Here is a 17550-nt window from a genome sequence, read left to right on the forward strand (position 1 = left end):
AACCTTTGCTCCCTTGAAACGTTGGCCGGCCGATCGCCCATCACCGAAGACTCCACAGACCATGAGCAACAACGAGACAGCAGCGCTTCCCCTGCAGGCTTTGTACGAACTGCACACGGCCGCGCCGGCCGGGCGCGAGGGCATGCCGGCCTTTGCCGCCGAACTGGCAAAGCGCCTGGCCCAGGGGCGCGATGCCGAGGTGGCGGACTTCCTGCGCGACAGCAGCAGCCTGTGCCAGGAGCGGCTGCACCAGTTGCCCGGCGAGCATGCGCCCTGGCAGCGCGACCACGCGCTGTGGCTGGCGCTGGCACGCATCAGCCTTCCGCTGGGACAGTTCTATGGAGGCAACCCGGGCGTGCCCCGGCGCAGTGCCGAGCTGACCGCAGAGCTGACGGCACTGGCCCGCGCCTGGCTGGATGACTGGGGCAGCCGCACCCACCAGCCCTGGAGACTGCGCGATGGCTACGACCTCGTGCTCAGGCAGGTGTTCGGCGTGCTGGGCCATGAAGGCATGTCCAGTGCCGATATCACCGGCCTGCTGCGCTGGGCGCGGGAACTGAGCGCAAAGGCCGGCATTGCGCCCGGCGCGCAGTACTACTGCCAGTGGCAGCACCTGCTGCACCAGCTGCCCGAGCCCGAACTGCTGGCCATGGCCATCGAGGACGGCGGAGGCCAGCTCAGCCGCGACATCGTCCAACGCCAGCTGCCGCTGCAGCGCACGCGGCCTGCAGCGCAGCGCTGGGCGCTGTGGCGGGATTTTTTTGCGCAATCCCCCGCCGTGCTTGACCAGCTGCGCCTGCCCGAGCCCGTGCTAATCGCATCGCGCTGGGAGACGGCCGATGCCGCGCGCCGCGACCTGCTGGCCCAGGACCTGTTCAAGGCCCTGTGCTTTGCCTCGGACGATGACTGGCCGCATGACCGTGCCCTGGTGGAGCGCATGCTGCAGACCGACGCTGCGCCCCTGGCAGCCTGGTTCAAGCAACTGGGCCACCTGGCGATCAATCCCGCCGTGGCGCAGCGGCTGTGGGAAGCCCGGTGGCCGGCCCTGCTGCCGCTGCTATTGCCGGCCTGCGCAGACGGCTGCAAGCACGAATCCGACCGCGCCGGCTACGCCCCGGTGGCCGAAACCTTGCTGGCCGATCGCCCTGGCGACCTGGCCCGGCTGGCCGCCGGCCCGCTCACGCACCTGCTGCCCGCGCTGCGCGTGGACACGCTGCAGCGGCTGCTGCCGCAACTGGGCAAGGCCGCCTCCGGCAGTGCCTCCAAGGGTTTGCGTGCGGCGCTGGCACAGGCGCTGTCTGCCTTGCCCGTGGATGCGCCCCAGGCCGCCGGCTGGCTGGCCAAGCCCAACAAGAACCTGGTGCTGGCCTACCGCGATGTGCTGTTGGCCCATCCTGATCCGGCGTCTGGCAGCCTGCTGTCGGCACTGCTGTCCGGTGGATTGCTGGACGTGGCCGAGCAAGGCCCGGTGCAGGCGCGACTGAAGGATCTGGGTGCCGCAGCCCCGGTTGCGGACGCAGCCGGGTCACCTGGCGGCGAGGCCGTGCCTGCGGGCAGCGATGCCGGCTCCCTGGCAGCGCTTGAAGCCCAGGCCGCCAGCCTGCAGCGCCTGTCGCCCGCCATTGCCGCGCTGGACCAGCCGGCGCTGCTGGACCTGCTCGCGCCCCTGTCGGCCCAGGCCGCGCGCGCGCTGCTGCACCTGGCGGCCTCCAGCCCGCAGGAGCTGCCTGCGCTGGCCCGCCAACTGCTGGCCCAGGCCGGCGCGGAGAACCGTGCGCGGCTGGCGCTGGCCCTGGTCCAGCACTGGGTGGCTGCCGATGGAGCGCCCGAATCGCGCTGGGTGCTCAAGCTGCTGCCCGGCGCGGCGGACGACCGCATCGTCGATGTGCTGTCCTCGGCCGCCCTGGCCTGGCACAAGACGCGCAAGGAGCGCGCCGTGGTCGCGCTGCAGCAGCTGGGCCGGCTCGACACGGTCTATGCCCTGTCCTGCGTGCAGGCCCTGGCCACCGGCAAGACCCTCAAGCCCAGCGTGCTGGCCGCCGCGCAGGCCGTGCTGGCCGAGGCCGCCACGCGGCGCGGCATGGCGCTGGCCGACCTCGGCGACGAGCTGACCCCGGACTTCGACCTGGGCCGGGGCGTGCAATTGCAGGTGGGCGCGCAGACCTATGACGTGCTGCTGCGGGGCGACCTGTCGCTGCGCCTGCGCACGCCGGCCGGCAAGCTGGTGCGCAGCCTGCCGGCCCTGGCCGACGAGGGCCTGCGCACGGAGTGGGAGGCGGCCGCCGCGCGGCTCAAGACGCTGTCCAAGGGCATCAAGGCCGTGCTGCAGCAGCAGGCGCCGCGCCTGCAGTCCTGCCTGATGCTGGGCCGGCACTGGCCGCTGGACACCTGGCGCCGCCTCTTCCTGGAGCACCCGCTGCTGCGCGTGGTGGCACAGGGCCTGGTCTGGCGGGTGGAGCCCGCGGCCGGCCAGCCGTTCAGCCTGCGCATTGCCGAGGACCTGTCCCTGGTCGATGCCGAGAGCGACGCGGTGCAACTGCCGGCCGAGGGCCGCATCGCCCTGTGGCACCCCGCGCAGGCCACCGAACAGGAGCGTGCGCAGTGGCGCGAATGCCTGGCCGACTACGGCCTCAAGGCCCTGGTCGAGCAGGTCGATGCGCCCGCCGACCTGCCGCTGACCAGCCAGTGGCAGCAGGAACTACTGCAGCCCCTGGCACCGATACGGCTCACGCAGCAGGCGCTGGACGGCCTGGCAGGGCCATGGCGCTTTCATGCCGGCCCCGTGTGCGATGGCCCCGGCATCTACCTGCACCTGCGGGACTTTGCCGTGCAGCGCTGGCGCGTGGAACTGCTGCACAGCGCGGCCATGCCGTACTACGAGCCCGGCCATGAGATCGACATCGAAGGCTTTGCCCTGCGCGACATGGCCGCCGACCGCCTGCTGCCCCCGGCCGAATGGCCGCTGCCGCTGCAGGCATCGCTGTGCGCCATGCTCCAGGCCCTGGCCTCGCGCGCTGCGGGCGCGGCAGCCGCAACAGCTTCAGCCCAGGTTTGACTCCTTCCAGAACCCCTGAATCCATGACCTCTTCGACCCTAGAACACACCGACCAGGCCACGCTGGAGGAACTGAGCGCCTCGCTGCCGCCCGCCGAGCTGGTCCAGGTGCTGGCCAGCCGCATGCGCGCGGGCCGGCATGACGAAGTGGGCGCCTTCACGCGCAAGGCCTTCGACGACTATTCCAGCCCCATCCGCGCCCTGGGCAACTTCGATCTGCCCTGGACCCATGACCATGACCTGTGGCTGGCCTTCGCGCGGCAGACCATCCCCTTCGGGTGCAGGATCGACGGCAGCCTGGACGGCGACATTCCACGCCATAGCCCCGAGCTTGCGGCCGAGTTCGAGCAGATGGCGCGCGCCAGCCTGGCCCGTCCACCTGCGCCGGACGGCGACAACGACTACCGTGAAATCCGCATCCTGGACATGTTCGGCTGGCTCTGGTACCCGGGCATCAGCCGTGAACGGGTGATGCAGCTGCTGGACTGGGCCGCAGAGCTGAACGTCCAGTCCGGTGGCGGGTATGACAGAGCCGACTGGAAGCTGCTGCTGGGCAGCCTGGACGACCAGGACCTGATGGAGCTGGCCGAGCGCGGTGGCGCGCTCTATGCCGACATCCGCGATGTCTACCTGACGCGGCACAGCGACGTTCCGCACCCGCAGCGCTGCGCGCCCTGGTACGACTTCTACCGCCGCCATCCCGACTGGTTCGACGACAAGCCCATCAACGAAGACCCGGGCCTGATCGCGCTGCGCTGGGACCTGGGCGCCGATGCCCAGCGGCGCCTGGAACTGGTCAACCTGCTGCTGGGCAGGGCGGACCATGAGCCGGCCGACTACTTCATCCCCATTTTCGACCGCCTGGTGCGGGAGGATGCCGCGCCCTTCGTCGCCTGGATCGAAGGATGGCAGCCCAAGTACCACTTCGATGCGGTGGTCGCCCGCCAGATCTGGACGGCACGCTACCCGGAGCTTTTGCCCCATCTGCTGCGCTGCATATTGCAGAAATCGCGGATCGAGCCCTTCATCGGCCTGCTCAACCAGATGCTGACCGAGCAGCCCGACTACCTGCGCGAGATTCCCACCGTGCGCCTGGCCCCGCTGCTGGCGCAGCTGGACCCGTCCATGCTGCATGCCCGGCTGCCCCTGCTGGGCGAACTGCTGGCGGCCAGCAGCTCGCGGGCGCTGCGCGAAGCGGTGGCGCGCTTCATGCAAGGGCTGGATGCGCAGGCCGTAGGCGCTGTCTTCGAGTCCAACGCCTGGCTGCAGCGGCGCGAGAAAGCGATGCAACTGGCCTGCCGCGACATCCTGCTGGTCCACCCCGATCCCGGGGTCGCGCCGCTGCTGCAGGCGCTGCTGCGCACGGGCCTGGACCTGGGCTCCGAAAGCATGGTCGAGGGCCGGCTGCTGGCCCTGGGCGTCCCAGTGCCGGGCGCTCTGACCGTGGAGCAGGGTGAGGAGGGCCGGGTCCCGCTCGATGCGCTGGAGTCCCGCGTGGCGCGCTTCAAGCGCTTTTCCAGCAGCATCAAGGCCTATGACCAGCCAGAGACCCTGGCCCTGTTCGCGCCGCTGTCCGAGCATGCGGCCCGCACCGTGCTGCACCTGGTGGCCACGGCCGAGGAAGAGCTGCCGCCGCTGGTGGAGCAGTTGCTGGCCCATGTGCCGGCCGAAAGCCGCGCCCAGCTGTCCCTGCACCTGGTCAATGCCTGGGTGGCCCTGGAGGGCGAGCCCAAGGCGCGCTGGGCGCTGCGACTGGCCACCGGCCATGTCGACGACCGCCTGGTGCAGACCCTGGTGGCCGCCGTGAAAGCCTGGGGCTGGAGCAAGAAGCTGCGCGCCATCATCGCCGTGGAGCAGCTCGGTGCGCTGGACACGCTGTACGCGCTGTCCCAGGTCCAGACCCTGTCCACCTCGCGCAAGCTCAAGGACCTGGTGATTGCGGCAGCGCATGACGCGCTGGAGGCAGCCGCCCAGCGGCGCGGCCTGAGCCTGATTGAGCTGTATGACGAGCTGACGCCCGATTTCGGCCTGGGCGGCGAAGGCCTGGTGCTGGAGGTGGGCCCGCAGCGCTACCGCCTGCAGCTGCAGGGCGACCTGAGCCTGCGCGTGGTGGGTGACAAGGGCAAGGCCTCCAAGACCTTGCCTGCGCTCAAGGACGAATCGCTGCGCCTTCAGTGGAATGCGGCACAGGCCGAATTCAAGACCGTTGCCGCTGGCGTCAAGGCCATCGCCAGGCAGCAGGCGCCGCGCATGGGTACCGCCTTCATGACGGGACAGCGCTGGTCCGTCCCGCGCTGGCGCCGCCTGTTCCTGCAGCATCCCCTGCTGCGCATCATGGGCCGCACCCTGATCTGGCGGCTGGAGCAGGGCGCCAGCTTTCGCATTGCCGAGGACTTTTCCCTGCTCGATGCCGCAGACGATGCCGTGGAGCTGCCCGACGATGCGCAGGTGCTGCTCTGGCATCCGGTCGATGCCGCAGCGGGCGAGGTTGAGGCCTGGCGCACCTGCCTGGCCGACTACGAGCTGCAGCCTCTGATCGACCAGCTGGGCGCGGGTGCGCAACTGCCCGACGCCAGCCAGTGGAAGAACCATGCCCTGCACCCTGCCGGCCCGCTGCAGATACGCCAGGGCGCGCTGTCCGGCCTGTTGGCCAAGTGGAACTACCGCCCTGGCCCCGTGGAAGACGGCCCCGGCATCTACGAGCACAGGCTGGACCTGGCGGGCCCGCAGCTGTACATCGAGCTTCACCACGGGCGCTACATGCCGTTCATGGAACTGGACCACCGCGTGGACATCGTCCACGCCGTGGTCTATGACAGCAGCCACCGCGGCGAGGATGGCCGCTGGCCCCGGCTGCAGCCGCAGCAGTGGCCGCGCGCGCTGCAGGCCACGCTGATGGCGCAGTTCGCGGCCATCGCCGCCAAATCGGCCAGCACCAAAGAGAGCAACTGATGGCCACCAAACGCATGGCAGCGCCCACCCCGGAACCTGCCGCCCAGCGGCTGCCGGCCGAGATGGCCCACGCCCAGGAACTTGCGGCCCTGCAGGCCGCCGACCAGGGCCCGCGCCCCGACGGCTGGCGCCTGAGCCCGCGCTCCGTTCGGCGCTTCATCCTGGGCGGCCTGGCCCCGGATGGCGGCGGCCCCGAAATCGCCCGCAAGATCCACGGCAACGATGCCCTGGTCGAGCGCGCCATCGTCACCCTGGCCGGCCAGCGCGGCCTGATGCTGGTGGGCGAGCCGGGCACGGCCAAGTCCCTGCTGTCCGAGCTGCTGGCCGCCGCCATCAGCGGCGACAGCAAGCTCACCGTGCAGGGCGGTGCCGGCGTGGTGGAGGAGCAGATCCGCTATGGCTGGAACTACGCCCTGCTGCTGCGTGACGGCCCCGGCCCCGAGGCCCTGGTGCCCGGCCCGCTGCACCGCGCCATGGGCGAAGGGCGGCTGCTGCGTTTCGAGGAAATCACGCGCTGCTCCACCGAAGTGCAGGACTGCATGGTGCCCGTGCTCTCCGACCGGCTGCTGCAGATTCCCGAACTCAAGCACGAGCAGCCCTGGCTGCTGGCACGGCCGGGCTTCAATGTGATTGCCACGGCCAACCTGCGCGATCGCGGCGTCAACGAGATGTCGGCCGCGCTCAAGCGCCGCTTCAACTTCGAGACCATGCGCCCGCTCGAGGGCGTGGCCGCGCAGGCCGCATTGATAGGGCAGGAGGTGGGCCGCGCACTGGCGCAGCAGCGCATCGGCACCACCGTCGCGCCCGATGTGCTGGCCCTGCTGGCCACGGCCTTCCAGGAGCTGCGCAGCGGCAGCGTGGAGGGCACGGCCGTGGAGCGGCCGGGCACCGTGCTGTCCACGGCCGAGGCCATCGACGTGGCCTTCAACGCCGCCTGCCAGTGCTGGTACTTCGGGCAGGAGCGCGTGGGTCCGGCCCACCTGGCGCGCCACCTGCTGGGCACGGTGATCAAGGACGACGACGAGGACCGTCGCCGCTTCGCCGAATACCTGCGCGTGGTGGCACGCCAGCGTGCAGGGCAGCCGGCTTGGCAGGACTTTGTCGCAGGCGGCCGTGAGCACTGAGGCCGCCGAGGCCATCGCCTGGCTGGCGCCGCTGCCGCAGCTGCGCCTGGTGCCCGTGCGCCACCACAGCCCGCGCTGCGCCCACCACCTGCGCGCGCTAATGCGCGAGTTCAAGCCCAGCCACGTGCTGATCGAAGGCCCGGGCGAGCTCGATGCCCTGCTGCCTGCGCTGCAGCACGCCCAGGCGCGTCCGCCGCTGGCGGCCTACCTGCATGCGACCGTGGCAGGCGGCGATGGCGCACATGAAACGAATGGCTCGAATGGCGCTTTGGAGGACGACTGGCGCTGCCGCTGCTATGTGCCCTTTGCGGCCTTCTCTCCTGAATGGGTGGCCCTGCGCGAGGCGGTGCGGCTGCGCAGCCATGTGCGCTTCATCGACCTGCCCTATGCGGCGCGGCTGGCCCAGGCCGCGCAGCTGGACTACTTCGCCTGCGCGCCCGAACCCCTGCTGGCCGACGAGCCCTCGCGGCGCGCGCCCGACGTGCTGGCCGGCCTCATCCAGGCCGGCGGCTGCCGAGACTTCGACGAATGGTGGGACCGGCATTACGAATCGGGCAATGAGGACGCCTCGCCCCAGGCGTACTTTGCCGGCGTGCTGGCCTTCAGCCAGCTGCTGCGCGAGCGGGACGAGGCAGCGGGCGGCGCGGGCCCTGATGCCGAAGACAGGGCTCGCGAGGCCCACATGGCCGCCCAGGTCCGCGAGGCCCTGGCCGAAGGCGGGCGCTGCCTGGTGGTCTGCGGCGGCTTTCATGTGGCGGGCATCGTGGCTGGCATCACCGCTGGCCTGTCGGCGCCCGAGCGTCCGGCTGCGGCCGGTCAGCCCATCGATGTGGGCGTGCATCTCATCCCCTACACGCTGCAGCGGCTGGAGCGTGCCAGCGGCTACGCGGCCGGCATGCCCATGCCCGGCTACTACCAGGGCGTTTGGCAGGCGCTGGAGCAGGGCGCCTCGCAACCCGATGCCCAGGCCTGGCCCGAGATGGCGGCACGCACCGTGAACGGCCTGCGTGCCCGGGGCCTGCCCGCCAGCCTGCCCGACGCGGCAGAGGCCGTGCGCCTGGCCCATGGCCTGGCTGCACTGCGCGCCTGCCACGGCGGCCGGGCCGAGCTGCTGGAAGCGCTGGACAGCGCCGTGTTCAAGGAGCATGCCCAGGCCCTGCGTCCGCAGCCTATGGTGCAGCAGACCGGGCAGCAGACCGGGCAGCAGATTGGTCAATGGCTGCTGGACGCCGACGACTACGGCCAGCTGCCACCCAACGCGCCGGCCGCCCCGCTGCTGGTCGATGTACAGGCCTTCTGCCTGCGCCACCGCCTGCCCGTGCGGCCTGCCGCACCCGTGCGCAAGGAGCTGGACATCTACCGCAGCGCCCGTCACCGCCGCCTGTCGCAGGGACTGCACCGGCTGCGCTACCTGGGCGTGCCCTATGCGCAATGCCTGGCGGGACCGGACTTTGTGGCGGGCACCGGCCTGGCGCGCGTGCGCGAGGTCTGGACGCTGGGCTGGCAGGTCGAGACCACGGTGGCACTCACCGAGGCCATGCGCCACGGCTCCAGCCTGCAAGAGGCCGCTGTCCACCGCGTGCTGGAGCGGCTGTCGCAGACCGCCGACACCGAGCCGGCGCAGCGCGTGCTGGAAGTGCTGGTCATGGGCCTGGACGGCATTGCCCAGCAGGTGCTGGACACCGTGCAGGCCTGGATGGAGCGCAGCCACGACGCCCTGGCCCTGGCCCGCGCCACCGGCTGCCTGGCCCTGGCCTACGAGGCCCGCCATGCGCTGGGCGGCGTGGGCCTGGCGCGCCTGCTGCCGCTGCTGCGGCGCTGCTTTGCGCAGGCCTGCCTGCGCCTGCCCTGGCTGGGCGAGGGCGTTGCATCCCAGCAGGCACAGGCCCTGGATGCCCTGGCCGATCTGCACGGCATGGTCTGCCGCGCCGTGCCCTGGGCCGACGCCGGCCTGTTCCACGATGCCTGTGCCGCCTTGCATGAGGCAGAAGCCGGCAGCACGCCTGCGCGCGTGCGCGGCGCCACCGCCGGCATCCTGAGCATGGCCGGCCGCTGGCAGATTGCGCAGACCGATGCCGCCCTGCGCGCCATGCTGGGCCTGGCGCAGGTCGATGCTGCCGCCATGGGCGAGTACCTGCAGGGCTTTGTGCGCGTGGCCAAGGGCTGGCTGCTCAGTCATCCGCCGCTGCTGCGCCTGCTCAGCGACGGCATTGCGCACTGGCCGCAAGACGCCTTCCTGGCCGGCCTGCCGGCCTTGCGGCTGGCCTTTGCCCAGCTGACCCGCGCCGAACTGCGGCAGCTGGCCGTGCGGCTGGCCGGTTTGTCGGGCGCTGCCCCGCCACCCGGCGCAACCACGCTGGCCTGCGTGCACCTGCCATCGGACGAGGCCCTGGCGCACAGCCGCGCCTTGGCGGCCCAGGTGGGCCGGCTGCTGCAACCCTGGGGACTGTCATGAGCCGGAAAGATCCGCCAATGCACGAATTGCCAATGCACGAGCCGCCAATGCAGGAACAGGCAATCGATGCCGCCACCCTGCGGCGCTGGCGCCTCATCCTCGGGCCCGAGGCGGCCCAGCCCCTGGCTGCGGCGCAGCCGCTCGATGACGCCGATGCGCGCCGCGACGCGGCACTGGACTATCTCTACCAGCGCGAGCACCGCCTGCGCGAGCAGCCCGACGGTGCAGGCACCGACGCCTGGCAGGGCACGGGCGGGCTGTCCGCGCGCCAGGGCGGCAGCGGCGTGCCCGAGCCGCAGGCCGTGCACTGGCTGGGCGAGGTGCGCGACCTGTTTCCGCACAGCGCCGTGGAAACGCTGCAGCGTGATGCGCTGTCGCGCTACGGGCTGCACGGCCTGCTCGGCGACCCCCAGGTACTGGCCCAGGCCACGCCCAGCATTGAATTGGTGGCCGCGCTGATGGCCGTGCGCGCCAGCCTGCCCGTGCAGGTGCTGGCCGAGGCCCGCCGGCTGGTGGCGCGTGTGGTGGCCGATCTGCAGGCGCGGCTGTCCTCGCGCGTGCACTCGGCCCTGGGGCGGCGGCGCAGGCGCCGCAGCAGCCGGGGCCAGGGGCAGATGAGCGATCTGGACTGGCCGCGCACCCTGCGCCACAACCTGCGTCACTACCAGTGCGAGGAGCAGGTGCTGGTGCTGGAGCGCCTGTTCTTCAGGGAGAACGAGGCGCAGCGCCTGACCTGGGACCTGTGGCTGCTGGTGGACCAGAGCGGCTCCATGTACGAATCCGTCATCCACAGCGCCGTGATGGGCAGCATCTTCGCGCGCGTGCGCGCCTTGCGCACCCATGTGCTGCTGTTCGCCGACGAGGTGGCCGATGTCACCGGCCAGTTGCATGCGCCCGAAGAACTGCTGCTGGGCGCGCAACTGGGCGGAGGCACGAATATCGGTGCCGCCCTGGCGCATGCGGCCGGGCAGCTGGGCGCGCCGCGCCGCAGCGTGGTCGTGCTGATCACCGATCTCTACGAAGGCCATGACGAGGCCCGCGTCATCGCCGAGACCGAGCGGCTGATCGCCAGCGGTGCGCGCGTGCTGGTGCTGGCCGCCCTGGATCGCCGCGCCCATCCCGACTACGACCGGGACCTGGCTGCGCAACTGGTGGAACGCGGTGCGCAGGTCGGCGCCATGACGCCCGACCATCTGGTGGACTGGCTGGCCCGTGTCATGCAGGCAGGGCGATCCTCATGATGCAGGAATGGCTGCGCACCCTGGACGATGACGCCATTGCCGACTGGGCCAACAAGGGCCTGCTCAAGCGCGGCGCAAAGGCCCTGGCGACATTGGATGCGGCGGCCTGGGAGCTGGATGCCAGCCATGCCCGGGCCGATATCGAAGGCCATGTCCAGACCCTGGCGGGCGCGGGCTTTGCCACGCTGCAATGCAGCTGCCCCGCGTATGGACCCTGCCACCATCTGTGCGCCCTGCTGCTGGGCCTGCGCGTGCGCCTGGCCAGCGGAGTGGCGGCCGATGAGGCAGCACAGGCCCCTATCGCGCCATGGCTGGAGGGCGATGCCGAGGCCGTGGCGCGGGCCTTCGGCAGCGCTGCCCAGCGCAAGGCCCTGCGCTGGATGGCACAGGGTTTCGATGCCGTGCTGGAAGAGACGCCGGCCGCGCTGGTCGGTGAACTCTCCAATCCCGACGAAGTGACCGTGCGCCTGCCGCGTGCTGGCGGCCTGGCGGCGGCCAGTTGCAGCTGCAAGGCCGCCACCTGCGCGCACCGCGCCCTGGTGGCATTGCAGGCCCGGCGCGCAGCGGGCGCACCCATGCCCGAGCTGCCTGCGCATGCGCTGGAAGCCGGCGCACTGCAGCGCCTGGCGCAGGTGAGGCTCTGGCTGACCGGCTGGGTGCTGCAGGGCCGTGCCGGCATGAGCCCGGCCTTCCTCGATCAGGGCGAGGCACTGTCCACCGAACTGCGCCAGGCCGACCTGCCGCGCCCCGCCAGCGTGCTCAACCTGTTGGTGCGCGCCTTGCGCGACGAGCGCTCGGGCCGTGCCGGCGCGGCCGAGCGCGTGGCGCCCCTGCTGGCCGCGCTGTGGATGCTGCTGCGCGGCCTGGCCCAGCAACCCCTGCCTCGGCCCCTGCAGGAGCTGGCTGGCGTGCATAGGCGCAGCTACCGGCGCGTGCAAGGCCTGTGTCTGCATGCCGTGGCGGCCGAGCTGTGGCTGGCGCGCGGAGGGCAGCGCGGTTTTTCGGTGCACTTGCAGGATGCGGCCAGCGGCCGGTTCCTGACCTGGTCGGCATCGCGCGCTGAGGGCTTTGATCCGCAATGGGAGCCTGCCCAGGCGCTGGAATCGGAAACCCTGGGCGGCCTCACGGCAAGGCAGCTGCTGCAAGGTCCTCATGTGCTGGTGGACGGCTGGGTCAGCGACGACGGCCGCCTTTCGGCGCGGGATGCCACCCGGCTGGTGGCGGCCCAGGCGGCCGGCCCCTTGCCGGGGGCCGACGACCCCCAGGTCCTGCTGCGCCGCCATCTGCAGGAGCTGCATGCAGACCCCTGGCGCCAGCAGCCGCCCCTTTGGGCGCGATGGCAGGTGAGCGGCAGCGGCCTGCCGCAGACTGACCTGCTGCTGCAGCGCTGGACGATGGAGCTGCAACCGCAGCTGCCAACCTCCGGCCCCGTCATATGCCTTGCTGGTGATCTGCACGGCATGCAGGGCAGGGCGGGCGAGGCCCTGCGCCGGGAGCTGGCGTGCGGCCGGGTGCTGCAGGAGGTCTTTGGCCGCGTGGAATTCGTGGCCGGGCGATTGCAGATGGCCGTGGCATCGGTGCGCTGGCGGGACAGTACGGACTGGCACCATCCCAGCACGGCCTGGAAGCCGCCGCCAGCGCAGGGCAGCAGGGAGAAACAGCCATGAGCACGGCACCGAACGAAAACGCCGAGGCGCCGCTGCGCCATTGGCTGGCACAGGGCCAGGTCTGGCTGGCCGATATGCAGGCCGCAGGCCTGGTGGGTGCCGGCGCACCGCTGCTGGCCGCAGGCCGGGCCTGGGCCGATCAGGCCGCACTGCTGGGCTGGTCCGCCCTGGCACGGCAGATGGACGGCGTGCTGGACCCACAGCTCGCGCCGGTGGAGCGCGCGGCCGCCCTGCTCGATATCGCGGTCTGGGTCATGACCGCGCAGCGGCTGCAGGCCGATGCGGATCAGTCCTTGCCCTGAAAAAAGCCATTGAGCTCGGCGCCCGGCGTGGCCTGGGCGAACGCGTCGAAGCGCCCCGTCTCGGCAATGGAGCGCGCCGCATGCAGAAAGCCGCCCCAGGCTGCGCGCGCCAGTGCGCCGCCCACGCTGATGCGGCGCACGCCCATGGCCTCGGCATCCTGCAGGCTCCATTCGCTGGCCCCTCCGATCAGCAGATTCACCGGCTTGGGTGCCACGGCCGCCACCACGGCACGGATCTGCTCGGCGCTGCGGATGCCGGGTGCGTACAGGCAGTCCGCGCCGGCCTCGGCATAGGCCTTGAGCCGGGCAATGGTGTCGTCGAGATCGGGCCGGCCCACGAAGAAATTCTCCGCACGCCCGACCAGCAAGGTGCTGCCGCCTGCCTCGTCGATGGCAGCGCGGGCGGCGCGCAGCCGGGCCACGGCGTCCTCGATGCTGCGCAAGGGGTTGGCCGCATCGCCTGTCGAATCCTCGATGGACAGCCCTGCCACGCCGGTGTCCAAGGCCATGCGAACGCTCTCTGCCACCTCCTGCGGACCCAGGCCGAAGCCGCTTTCAAAGTCCGCGTTCACGGGCAGGTCGGTGGCCGCGACTAGGGTGCGCAGATGCGCCAGGGTCATTTCGCGCGAGATGGCGCCATCGGGCCGGCCCAGCGACCATGCATGGCCCGAGCTGGTGCTGGCCAGCGCCTTGAAGCCCAGGCCCTGCAGCATGCGGGCGCTGCCGGCGTCCCATGGATTGGGCAGTACAAAGCAGCCCTGGCGGTGCAGGGCCCGGAAGCTGGCACGTTTTTGTTCGGTGGTAGGGGTCATGGAACACTCCGTTTTGACTCTTGAGAAACTCAAGCATCGATTCTCCAAGGCCTGTGAGCGCTATCCACCGCCACAGGCTGAATGGCTGCTGTACCTGCCGAGGCACCAACTTCTGCGCATCTTCCTGCATCACTGCCTGGGTTGCATCTTGACGGGCTACCGTTCGTCAGTTTGATTCGCCCCAGCACACATTGCGTTACGATGCCGCGGCTCTCAAATGAAAGCCGTCCTGGGCGAGTGTGTCGCAACGCCTTGGCTGCTATCGGAGGGACGGCTTCACCACGGCATTCTTTTGCCCAGATCATTCGACATGCAGACTCCGACCTCAGCCCTGCCGAGCACCACCTTCACCACCGAGCAGTGCCTGGAGGCGGACAGGTTCGACGCTTGGCGCAGCGGCATCTCTGTACTGTTCGATGTGACCCCGCTGGAGCGCGGTACGGTGCGCGGTGGCTTCCACGCCTCGGTAGATGCAGTCCACTTGGGACAATTGCTTTTGGGAGACCTGCGCTTCGGTGCACAGCGCTTCTCGCGCGGACATGCACGCGCGGCCCATGACGGGCTGGACCACTATCTGGTGCAGTGGTACCGGGGAGGAGGCTTCACAGGGCGCTGTGACGATGGTCACGAGCTGACGGTGCAAGCAGGTGATGTGGTCTTCTTCGACATGGCTCGCTGCCAGCATACCGTTGCGGACGACTCCCATGTGCTCTCGTTGATCGTGCCCCGCAGCCTTGGCGACCAGGCAATGGGTGCATCGAGTTCAGGCTTGCACGGAACCGTGTTGACCGGCAGCAGCATCTTCGCCGGGCTATTGGCAGATCATCTTTGCGCTCTGCAGCGACGCCTGCCTTCCATCGGCCTGGAGCAGGCTGACGACATAGTGCATGCCACTACCCAGATGCTGGCGGCCTGCCTGCGCCCCAGTCTACGGACGGTGGCCGAGGCTCGGACTGAATTGCAGGCAGCAATGCTGGACCGTATCAAGCGCCATATCGCGCGAAACCTGGCCGCTCCCCTCTCGCCCGAGCTGCTTTGCCGGTGCTTCGGCATCTCACGTCACCGGCTCTACCACCTTTTCGAACCTTTGGGGGGTGTGATGCGCTATGTACAGCAGCGACGGTTGCAAGAGGCCTTCCATGCCCTGTCAAACCCTGCCTACCGACGCCTGCGTGTCGCCGAGGTGGCCGCACGCCTGGGCTTTGCCAGTGAGGCCCACTTCAGCCGCGCATTCCGGGCCAAATTCGGCCACACACCCAGCGACATACGCGCCATGGCGAATTCCACACGCGCGGCATGCATCAAGCCTCCTTCCGGGACCACTCCCGCCACCGTGGAGTATGCGGACTGGCTGCTTGGGCTCATGGCCTGAGTGCCGGATGGATGGTCTTGCCCCAGGCTGACGCTCAGTCGAAAACGTCAGGGGCTTCTGCATGCAGGATGCTCTAATAGGGCGGCCGCAAGCCACGGCCTGGCTTGTTTCCGAAGACCCACTCCCTTTTCGCATATGCATCTTCTGCAGCGTTGTAGCTTTGTCTTTGCCTGTCTTGCCCTGCCGGCATTCGTTCACGCCGCAGACTTCGACAAGAAAAACTGCACCTACAAAGGCATCCGCCTCTACGGCAAGGTCCAGCTCGTGCAGTCCTTCCCCGACATCAAGGTCCAGGCAACCAGTTCTTTCCCGGACCTCAAGGTCAAGGTGGTGAACTCCTCCGCAGACCGTTGCGGGGAGTGGCAGATCGTCACCTCTTTCCCTGACTTCAAGGTCCAGATGGTCAACTCCTTCCCAGACCTGAAAGTCGAGATGGGCAGTTCATCGCCTGGCGTGCGATAGAGCCCCGGCGCCGCTGCGGCGGCGCCTGCTCCTCAGTCCAGAGATTGGCCCGCGCGCGCAAATGAAGAGTGCGCGAGGAAAGCTGGAGCGGGCGATGGGAATCGAACCCACGTCATGAGCTTGGGAAGCTCAGGTCCTGCCATTGAACGACGCCCGCCTTGGTTGAGCCATTGTCGAATCATGCATTTCTTCGCTAGATGCTTGTTTTCTTGAGAGTTTCACGGCGCGTTTGCCGCAAAACCTCAACTTGGCACCCAGCGAAATCTATCTGCACCTGCAACCTTGGCGTAGGTTCGGGAGTAGGTTTTTGCCTCCTACGTCGCTGGCAATAGAACCGGCGCCATGACTCTGGGTGAGATTCTAGTGCTATTCGATTCGCGGTCTGCAAAGCAGCTTCAGCCAGGCTCGCACCTGCTCGTGAAGGGGTGCGATGAATTGCGATAGGTCACCTCCCAATCGCACAAAACACGGGCCTACCGCTACAAACAGCTCTGCTGGCCTGATGAAGTAGGTGAGGCTCGGGCACTGGCCCGAGATAGCGCTTTGCAGAGGCTGTCTCAGTTCAGGGAGACAAGCGCGGGGGTAGCGCAGGAGTTGATCCGGTCACTGCCCGTCGCAAGGCAGCACTGGCCAAACATGGTCCTGCCGTATCGTCTAAGGTGCGTGCGCTGCTGGAGGGTTTCCGCGATCACCTTGCGCGGCTGCGCCAAGCCGAGTGCACGGCCCTTGCGTGGAGCGCTCTGGCGCGAATGCTGGGCGAGGTACCAGAGCTTGCCTGGACAGTGCCGCGTGACGTGACCTGTGGCCAAGCTTACGACGTACTCGATAAGCGACGAGACCCTCCCACGGCGGCCAAGCAGCTGCGGGCACAGCTGGGGCAGGCGTGGGACTGGGGCTCGATGCAGGAAAGATCGGTAGGGAGGCGCCGAACTGTTGGCGTAGCCTTCTCAAACGCCAGCTGTGTTCCAAGGGGAAAACCGCCGGGGGGAAGCATGTGGGGTTTCGGCGCCGGGTGCTGTCCCAGGCGGAACCGCGCAAGCTCCTGTCGTGTCCCCGGACGGATATGTCGCAGAGCGCGCTGGATGGCCAGCCCACTGACGTGCATGGTGGCCCGATAGGTTCCGCCCGGCTGTTTGTCATAGACGTTAGTGGCGATGGGTTAGGGTTTCGTGGTCACGATGCCGGTCCTTTCTGCTGCCGCAAGGGCTTGTGGCCGGTCATTTCGAGGTTTCCTTTCTGAGAGGGGCAGTCGCCGCAGGGCAGGGCATGGTCGCGGTGGTGGTCTTTGGGCAACTACCAATGCATCAAGCTCATGCTAGAAGGCCTGAGTCCGGTGCAGTACCGAAATCAGGCCTTGAGCCGCTAACTTCCAACCGTCCAACTTCATGGGGTCAGTTCAAAGCGGGCTTCGTCGTTTCTATGGTGCACTTGACAAGGCTGTAGGGTGCAAGCGCGCTGCCGGGCTTCCGACGGATTCCTGGGCTGGCTACACTTTTCTTTCCACAGAGAAGGGAAGTCATGGGCACAGATATCTACGTTTCGACGCTGACCGCCGATCTGGAGCAGCAGTTCATCGACGCGGTCGGACAGAGCCGCAAACTGCACGCTCCATGGGTTTCGCCGCCCAGCACGGCACAGGAGTTCCAGGGCTACCTGGCTCGCGTGCAGGAGCCGTCGGGTGCGGCATTTGTGATCTGGGAGTGGCGCAGCGATGGTTTTGCCGGGGTCGTGCAGATCACGAACATCCTGATGGACCCGTTCCGCTCTGCCCATATCGACTTCTTTGCATTCTCGGGCTTCGAAGGGAAGGGCCTGATGAAGGAGGGCCTCGCGCATGTCGTGAAGCAGGTCTTCAGGACTTCGAAGCTGCATCGGCTGGAAGCCAACATTCAGCCTGAGAACAAGGCAGCCATAGCACTGGTGAAGTCCTGTGGTTTCAAGTTGGAGGGGTTGTCGCCCGCATTCATGAAGGTCGGTGGTCGCTGGCGAGATCACGAACGCTGGGCGCTGTTGACCGCGTAGTCGCTGCCGGATCCGTCAGCGCCTGGGGGTTCTCCATGAACTGGTCTCGCAAAGGGCGCAGCACCTTGTCATCCTGGGAAGTGACGA

General features: G+C 69.0%; 11 protein-coding genes and 1 tRNA gene. 10 read left to right on the forward strand and 2 right to left on the reverse strand.

Features of this window, described 5'->3' with window-relative positions:
• The first annotated feature begins 61 nt into the window (after positions 1-61).
• The 7 genes from AAN986_RS12080 to AAN986_RS12110 are packed head-to-tail and all read left to right on the forward strand — an operon-like array spanning position 62 to position 12795.
• On the forward strand, positions 62-3055 hold the full coding sequence (locus AAN986_RS12080; RefSeq protein WP_052862637.1) for a DUF4132 domain-containing protein: 2994 nt from the start codon (positions 62-64) through the stop codon (positions 3053-3055).
• A 23-nt stretch (positions 3056-3078) separates the two neighbouring features.
• Positions 3079-6006: a DUF4132 domain-containing protein gene (locus AAN986_RS12085; RefSeq protein ID WP_047216980.1), complete on the forward strand. Its 2928-nt coding sequence runs from the start codon at positions 3079-3081 to the stop codon at positions 6004-6006.
• Entirely contained in the window at positions 6006-7130 is a 1125-nt protein-coding gene (locus AAN986_RS12090; RefSeq protein ID WP_047216981.1) for an AAA family ATPase, read from the forward strand. Before AAN986_RS12085 ends, AAN986_RS12090 begins: the two co-directional genes overlap by 1 nt.
• Positions 7120-9585, forward strand: coding sequence for a DUF5682 family protein (locus tag AAN986_RS12095; RefSeq protein ID WP_047216982.1), 2466 nt, complete (start codon positions 7120-7122; stop codon positions 9583-9585). Before AAN986_RS12090 ends, AAN986_RS12095 begins: the two co-directional genes overlap by 11 nt.
• Positions 9586-9632: 47 nt before the next feature.
• Entirely contained in the window at positions 9633-10826 is a 1194-nt protein-coding gene (locus AAN986_RS12100; RefSeq protein WP_047216983.1) for a VWA domain-containing protein, read from the forward strand.
• Complete coding sequence (locus AAN986_RS12105; protein ID WP_047216984.1) at positions 10823-12493, forward strand: SWIM zinc finger family protein; 1671 nt, start codon at positions 10823-10825, stop codon at positions 12491-12493. Before AAN986_RS12100 ends, AAN986_RS12105 begins: the two co-directional genes overlap by 4 nt.
• Complete coding sequence (locus AAN986_RS12110) at positions 12490-12795, forward strand: hypothetical protein (RefSeq protein ID WP_016451624.1); 306 nt, start codon at positions 12490-12492, stop codon at positions 12793-12795. Before AAN986_RS12105 ends, AAN986_RS12110 begins: the two co-directional genes overlap by 4 nt.
• On the opposite strand, the gene AAN986_RS12115 is transcribed toward AAN986_RS12110, so the two are convergent.
• Positions 12780-13607, reverse strand: a complete 828-nt coding sequence (locus tag AAN986_RS12115) for an isocitrate lyase/phosphoenolpyruvate mutase family protein (RefSeq protein WP_047216985.1) — start codon at positions 13605-13607, stop codon at positions 12780-12782. The two genes, AAN986_RS12110 and AAN986_RS12115, sit on opposite strands and share 16 nt — an antisense overlap.
• Positions 13608-13917: 310 nt before the next feature.
• Between AAN986_RS12115 and AAN986_RS12120 the strand changes: the two genes are divergently transcribed.
• Both AAN986_RS12120 and AAN986_RS12125 read left to right on the forward strand, forming a co-directional pair.
• On the forward strand, positions 13918-14979 hold the full coding sequence (locus AAN986_RS12120) for a helix-turn-helix domain-containing protein (RefSeq protein ID WP_016451626.1): 1062 nt from the start codon (positions 13918-13920) through the stop codon (positions 14977-14979).
• A gap of 135 nt (positions 14980-15114) precedes the next feature.
• Positions 15115-15441 carry a hypothetical protein gene (locus tag AAN986_RS12125; RefSeq protein ID WP_016446204.1) on the forward strand — a complete coding sequence of 109 codons (327 nt, stop codon included), beginning with the start codon at positions 15115-15117 and terminating at the stop codon, positions 15439-15441.
• A gap of 83 nt (positions 15442-15524) precedes the next feature.
• Here the strand turns inward: AAN986_RS12125 and AAN986_RS12130 are convergent.
• Positions 15525-15598 (reverse strand) — tRNA-Gly (locus AAN986_RS12130).
• Between the two features lie 1361 nt (positions 15599-16959).
• Between AAN986_RS12130 and AAN986_RS12135 the strand changes: the two genes are divergently transcribed.
• Entirely contained in the window at positions 16960-17463 is a 504-nt protein-coding gene (locus AAN986_RS12135) for a GNAT family protein (RefSeq protein WP_252652474.1), read from the forward strand.
• Positions 17464-17550: the final 87 nt, after the last annotated feature.

The organism is Delftia sp. DS1230, assembly GCF_040112715.1.
Taxonomy (GTDB): domain Bacteria; phylum Pseudomonadota; class Gammaproteobacteria; order Burkholderiales; family Burkholderiaceae_C; genus Comamonas; species Comamonas tsuruhatensis.

Coding starts and splice junctions, on each gene's coding strand:
- AAN986_RS12080 (WP_052862637.1), top strand. CDS start 62: ATGAGCAACAACGAGACAGCAGCGCTTCCCCTGCAGGCTTTGTACGAA.
- AAN986_RS12085 (WP_047216980.1), top strand. CDS start 3,079: ATGACCTCTTCGACCCTAGAACACACCGACCAGGCCACGCTGGAGGAA.
- AAN986_RS12090 (WP_047216981.1), top strand. CDS start 6,006: ATGGCCACCAAACGCATGGCAGCGCCCACCCCGGAACCTGCCGCCCAG.
- AAN986_RS12100 (WP_047216983.1), top strand. CDS start 9,633: ATGCAGGAACAGGCAATCGATGCCGCCACCCTGCGGCGCTGGCGCCTC.
- AAN986_RS12105 (WP_047216984.1), top strand. CDS start 10,823: ATGATGCAGGAATGGCTGCGCACCCTGGACGATGACGCCATTGCCGAC.
- AAN986_RS12110 (WP_016451624.1), top strand. CDS start 12,490: ATGAGCACGGCACCGAACGAAAACGCCGAGGCGCCGCTGCGCCATTGG.
- AAN986_RS12115 (WP_047216985.1), bottom strand. CDS start 13,607: ATGACCCCTACCACCGAACAAAAACGTGCCAGCTTCCGGGCCCTGCAC.
- AAN986_RS12120 (WP_016451626.1), top strand. CDS start 13,918: ATGCAGACTCCGACCTCAGCCCTGCCGAGCACCACCTTCACCACCGAG.
- AAN986_RS12125 (WP_016446204.1), top strand. CDS start 15,115: ATGCATCTTCTGCAGCGTTGTAGCTTTGTCTTTGCCTGTCTTGCCCTG.
- AAN986_RS12135 (WP_252652474.1), top strand. CDS start 16,960: ATGGGCACAGATATCTACGTTTCGACGCTGACCGCCGATCTGGAGCAG.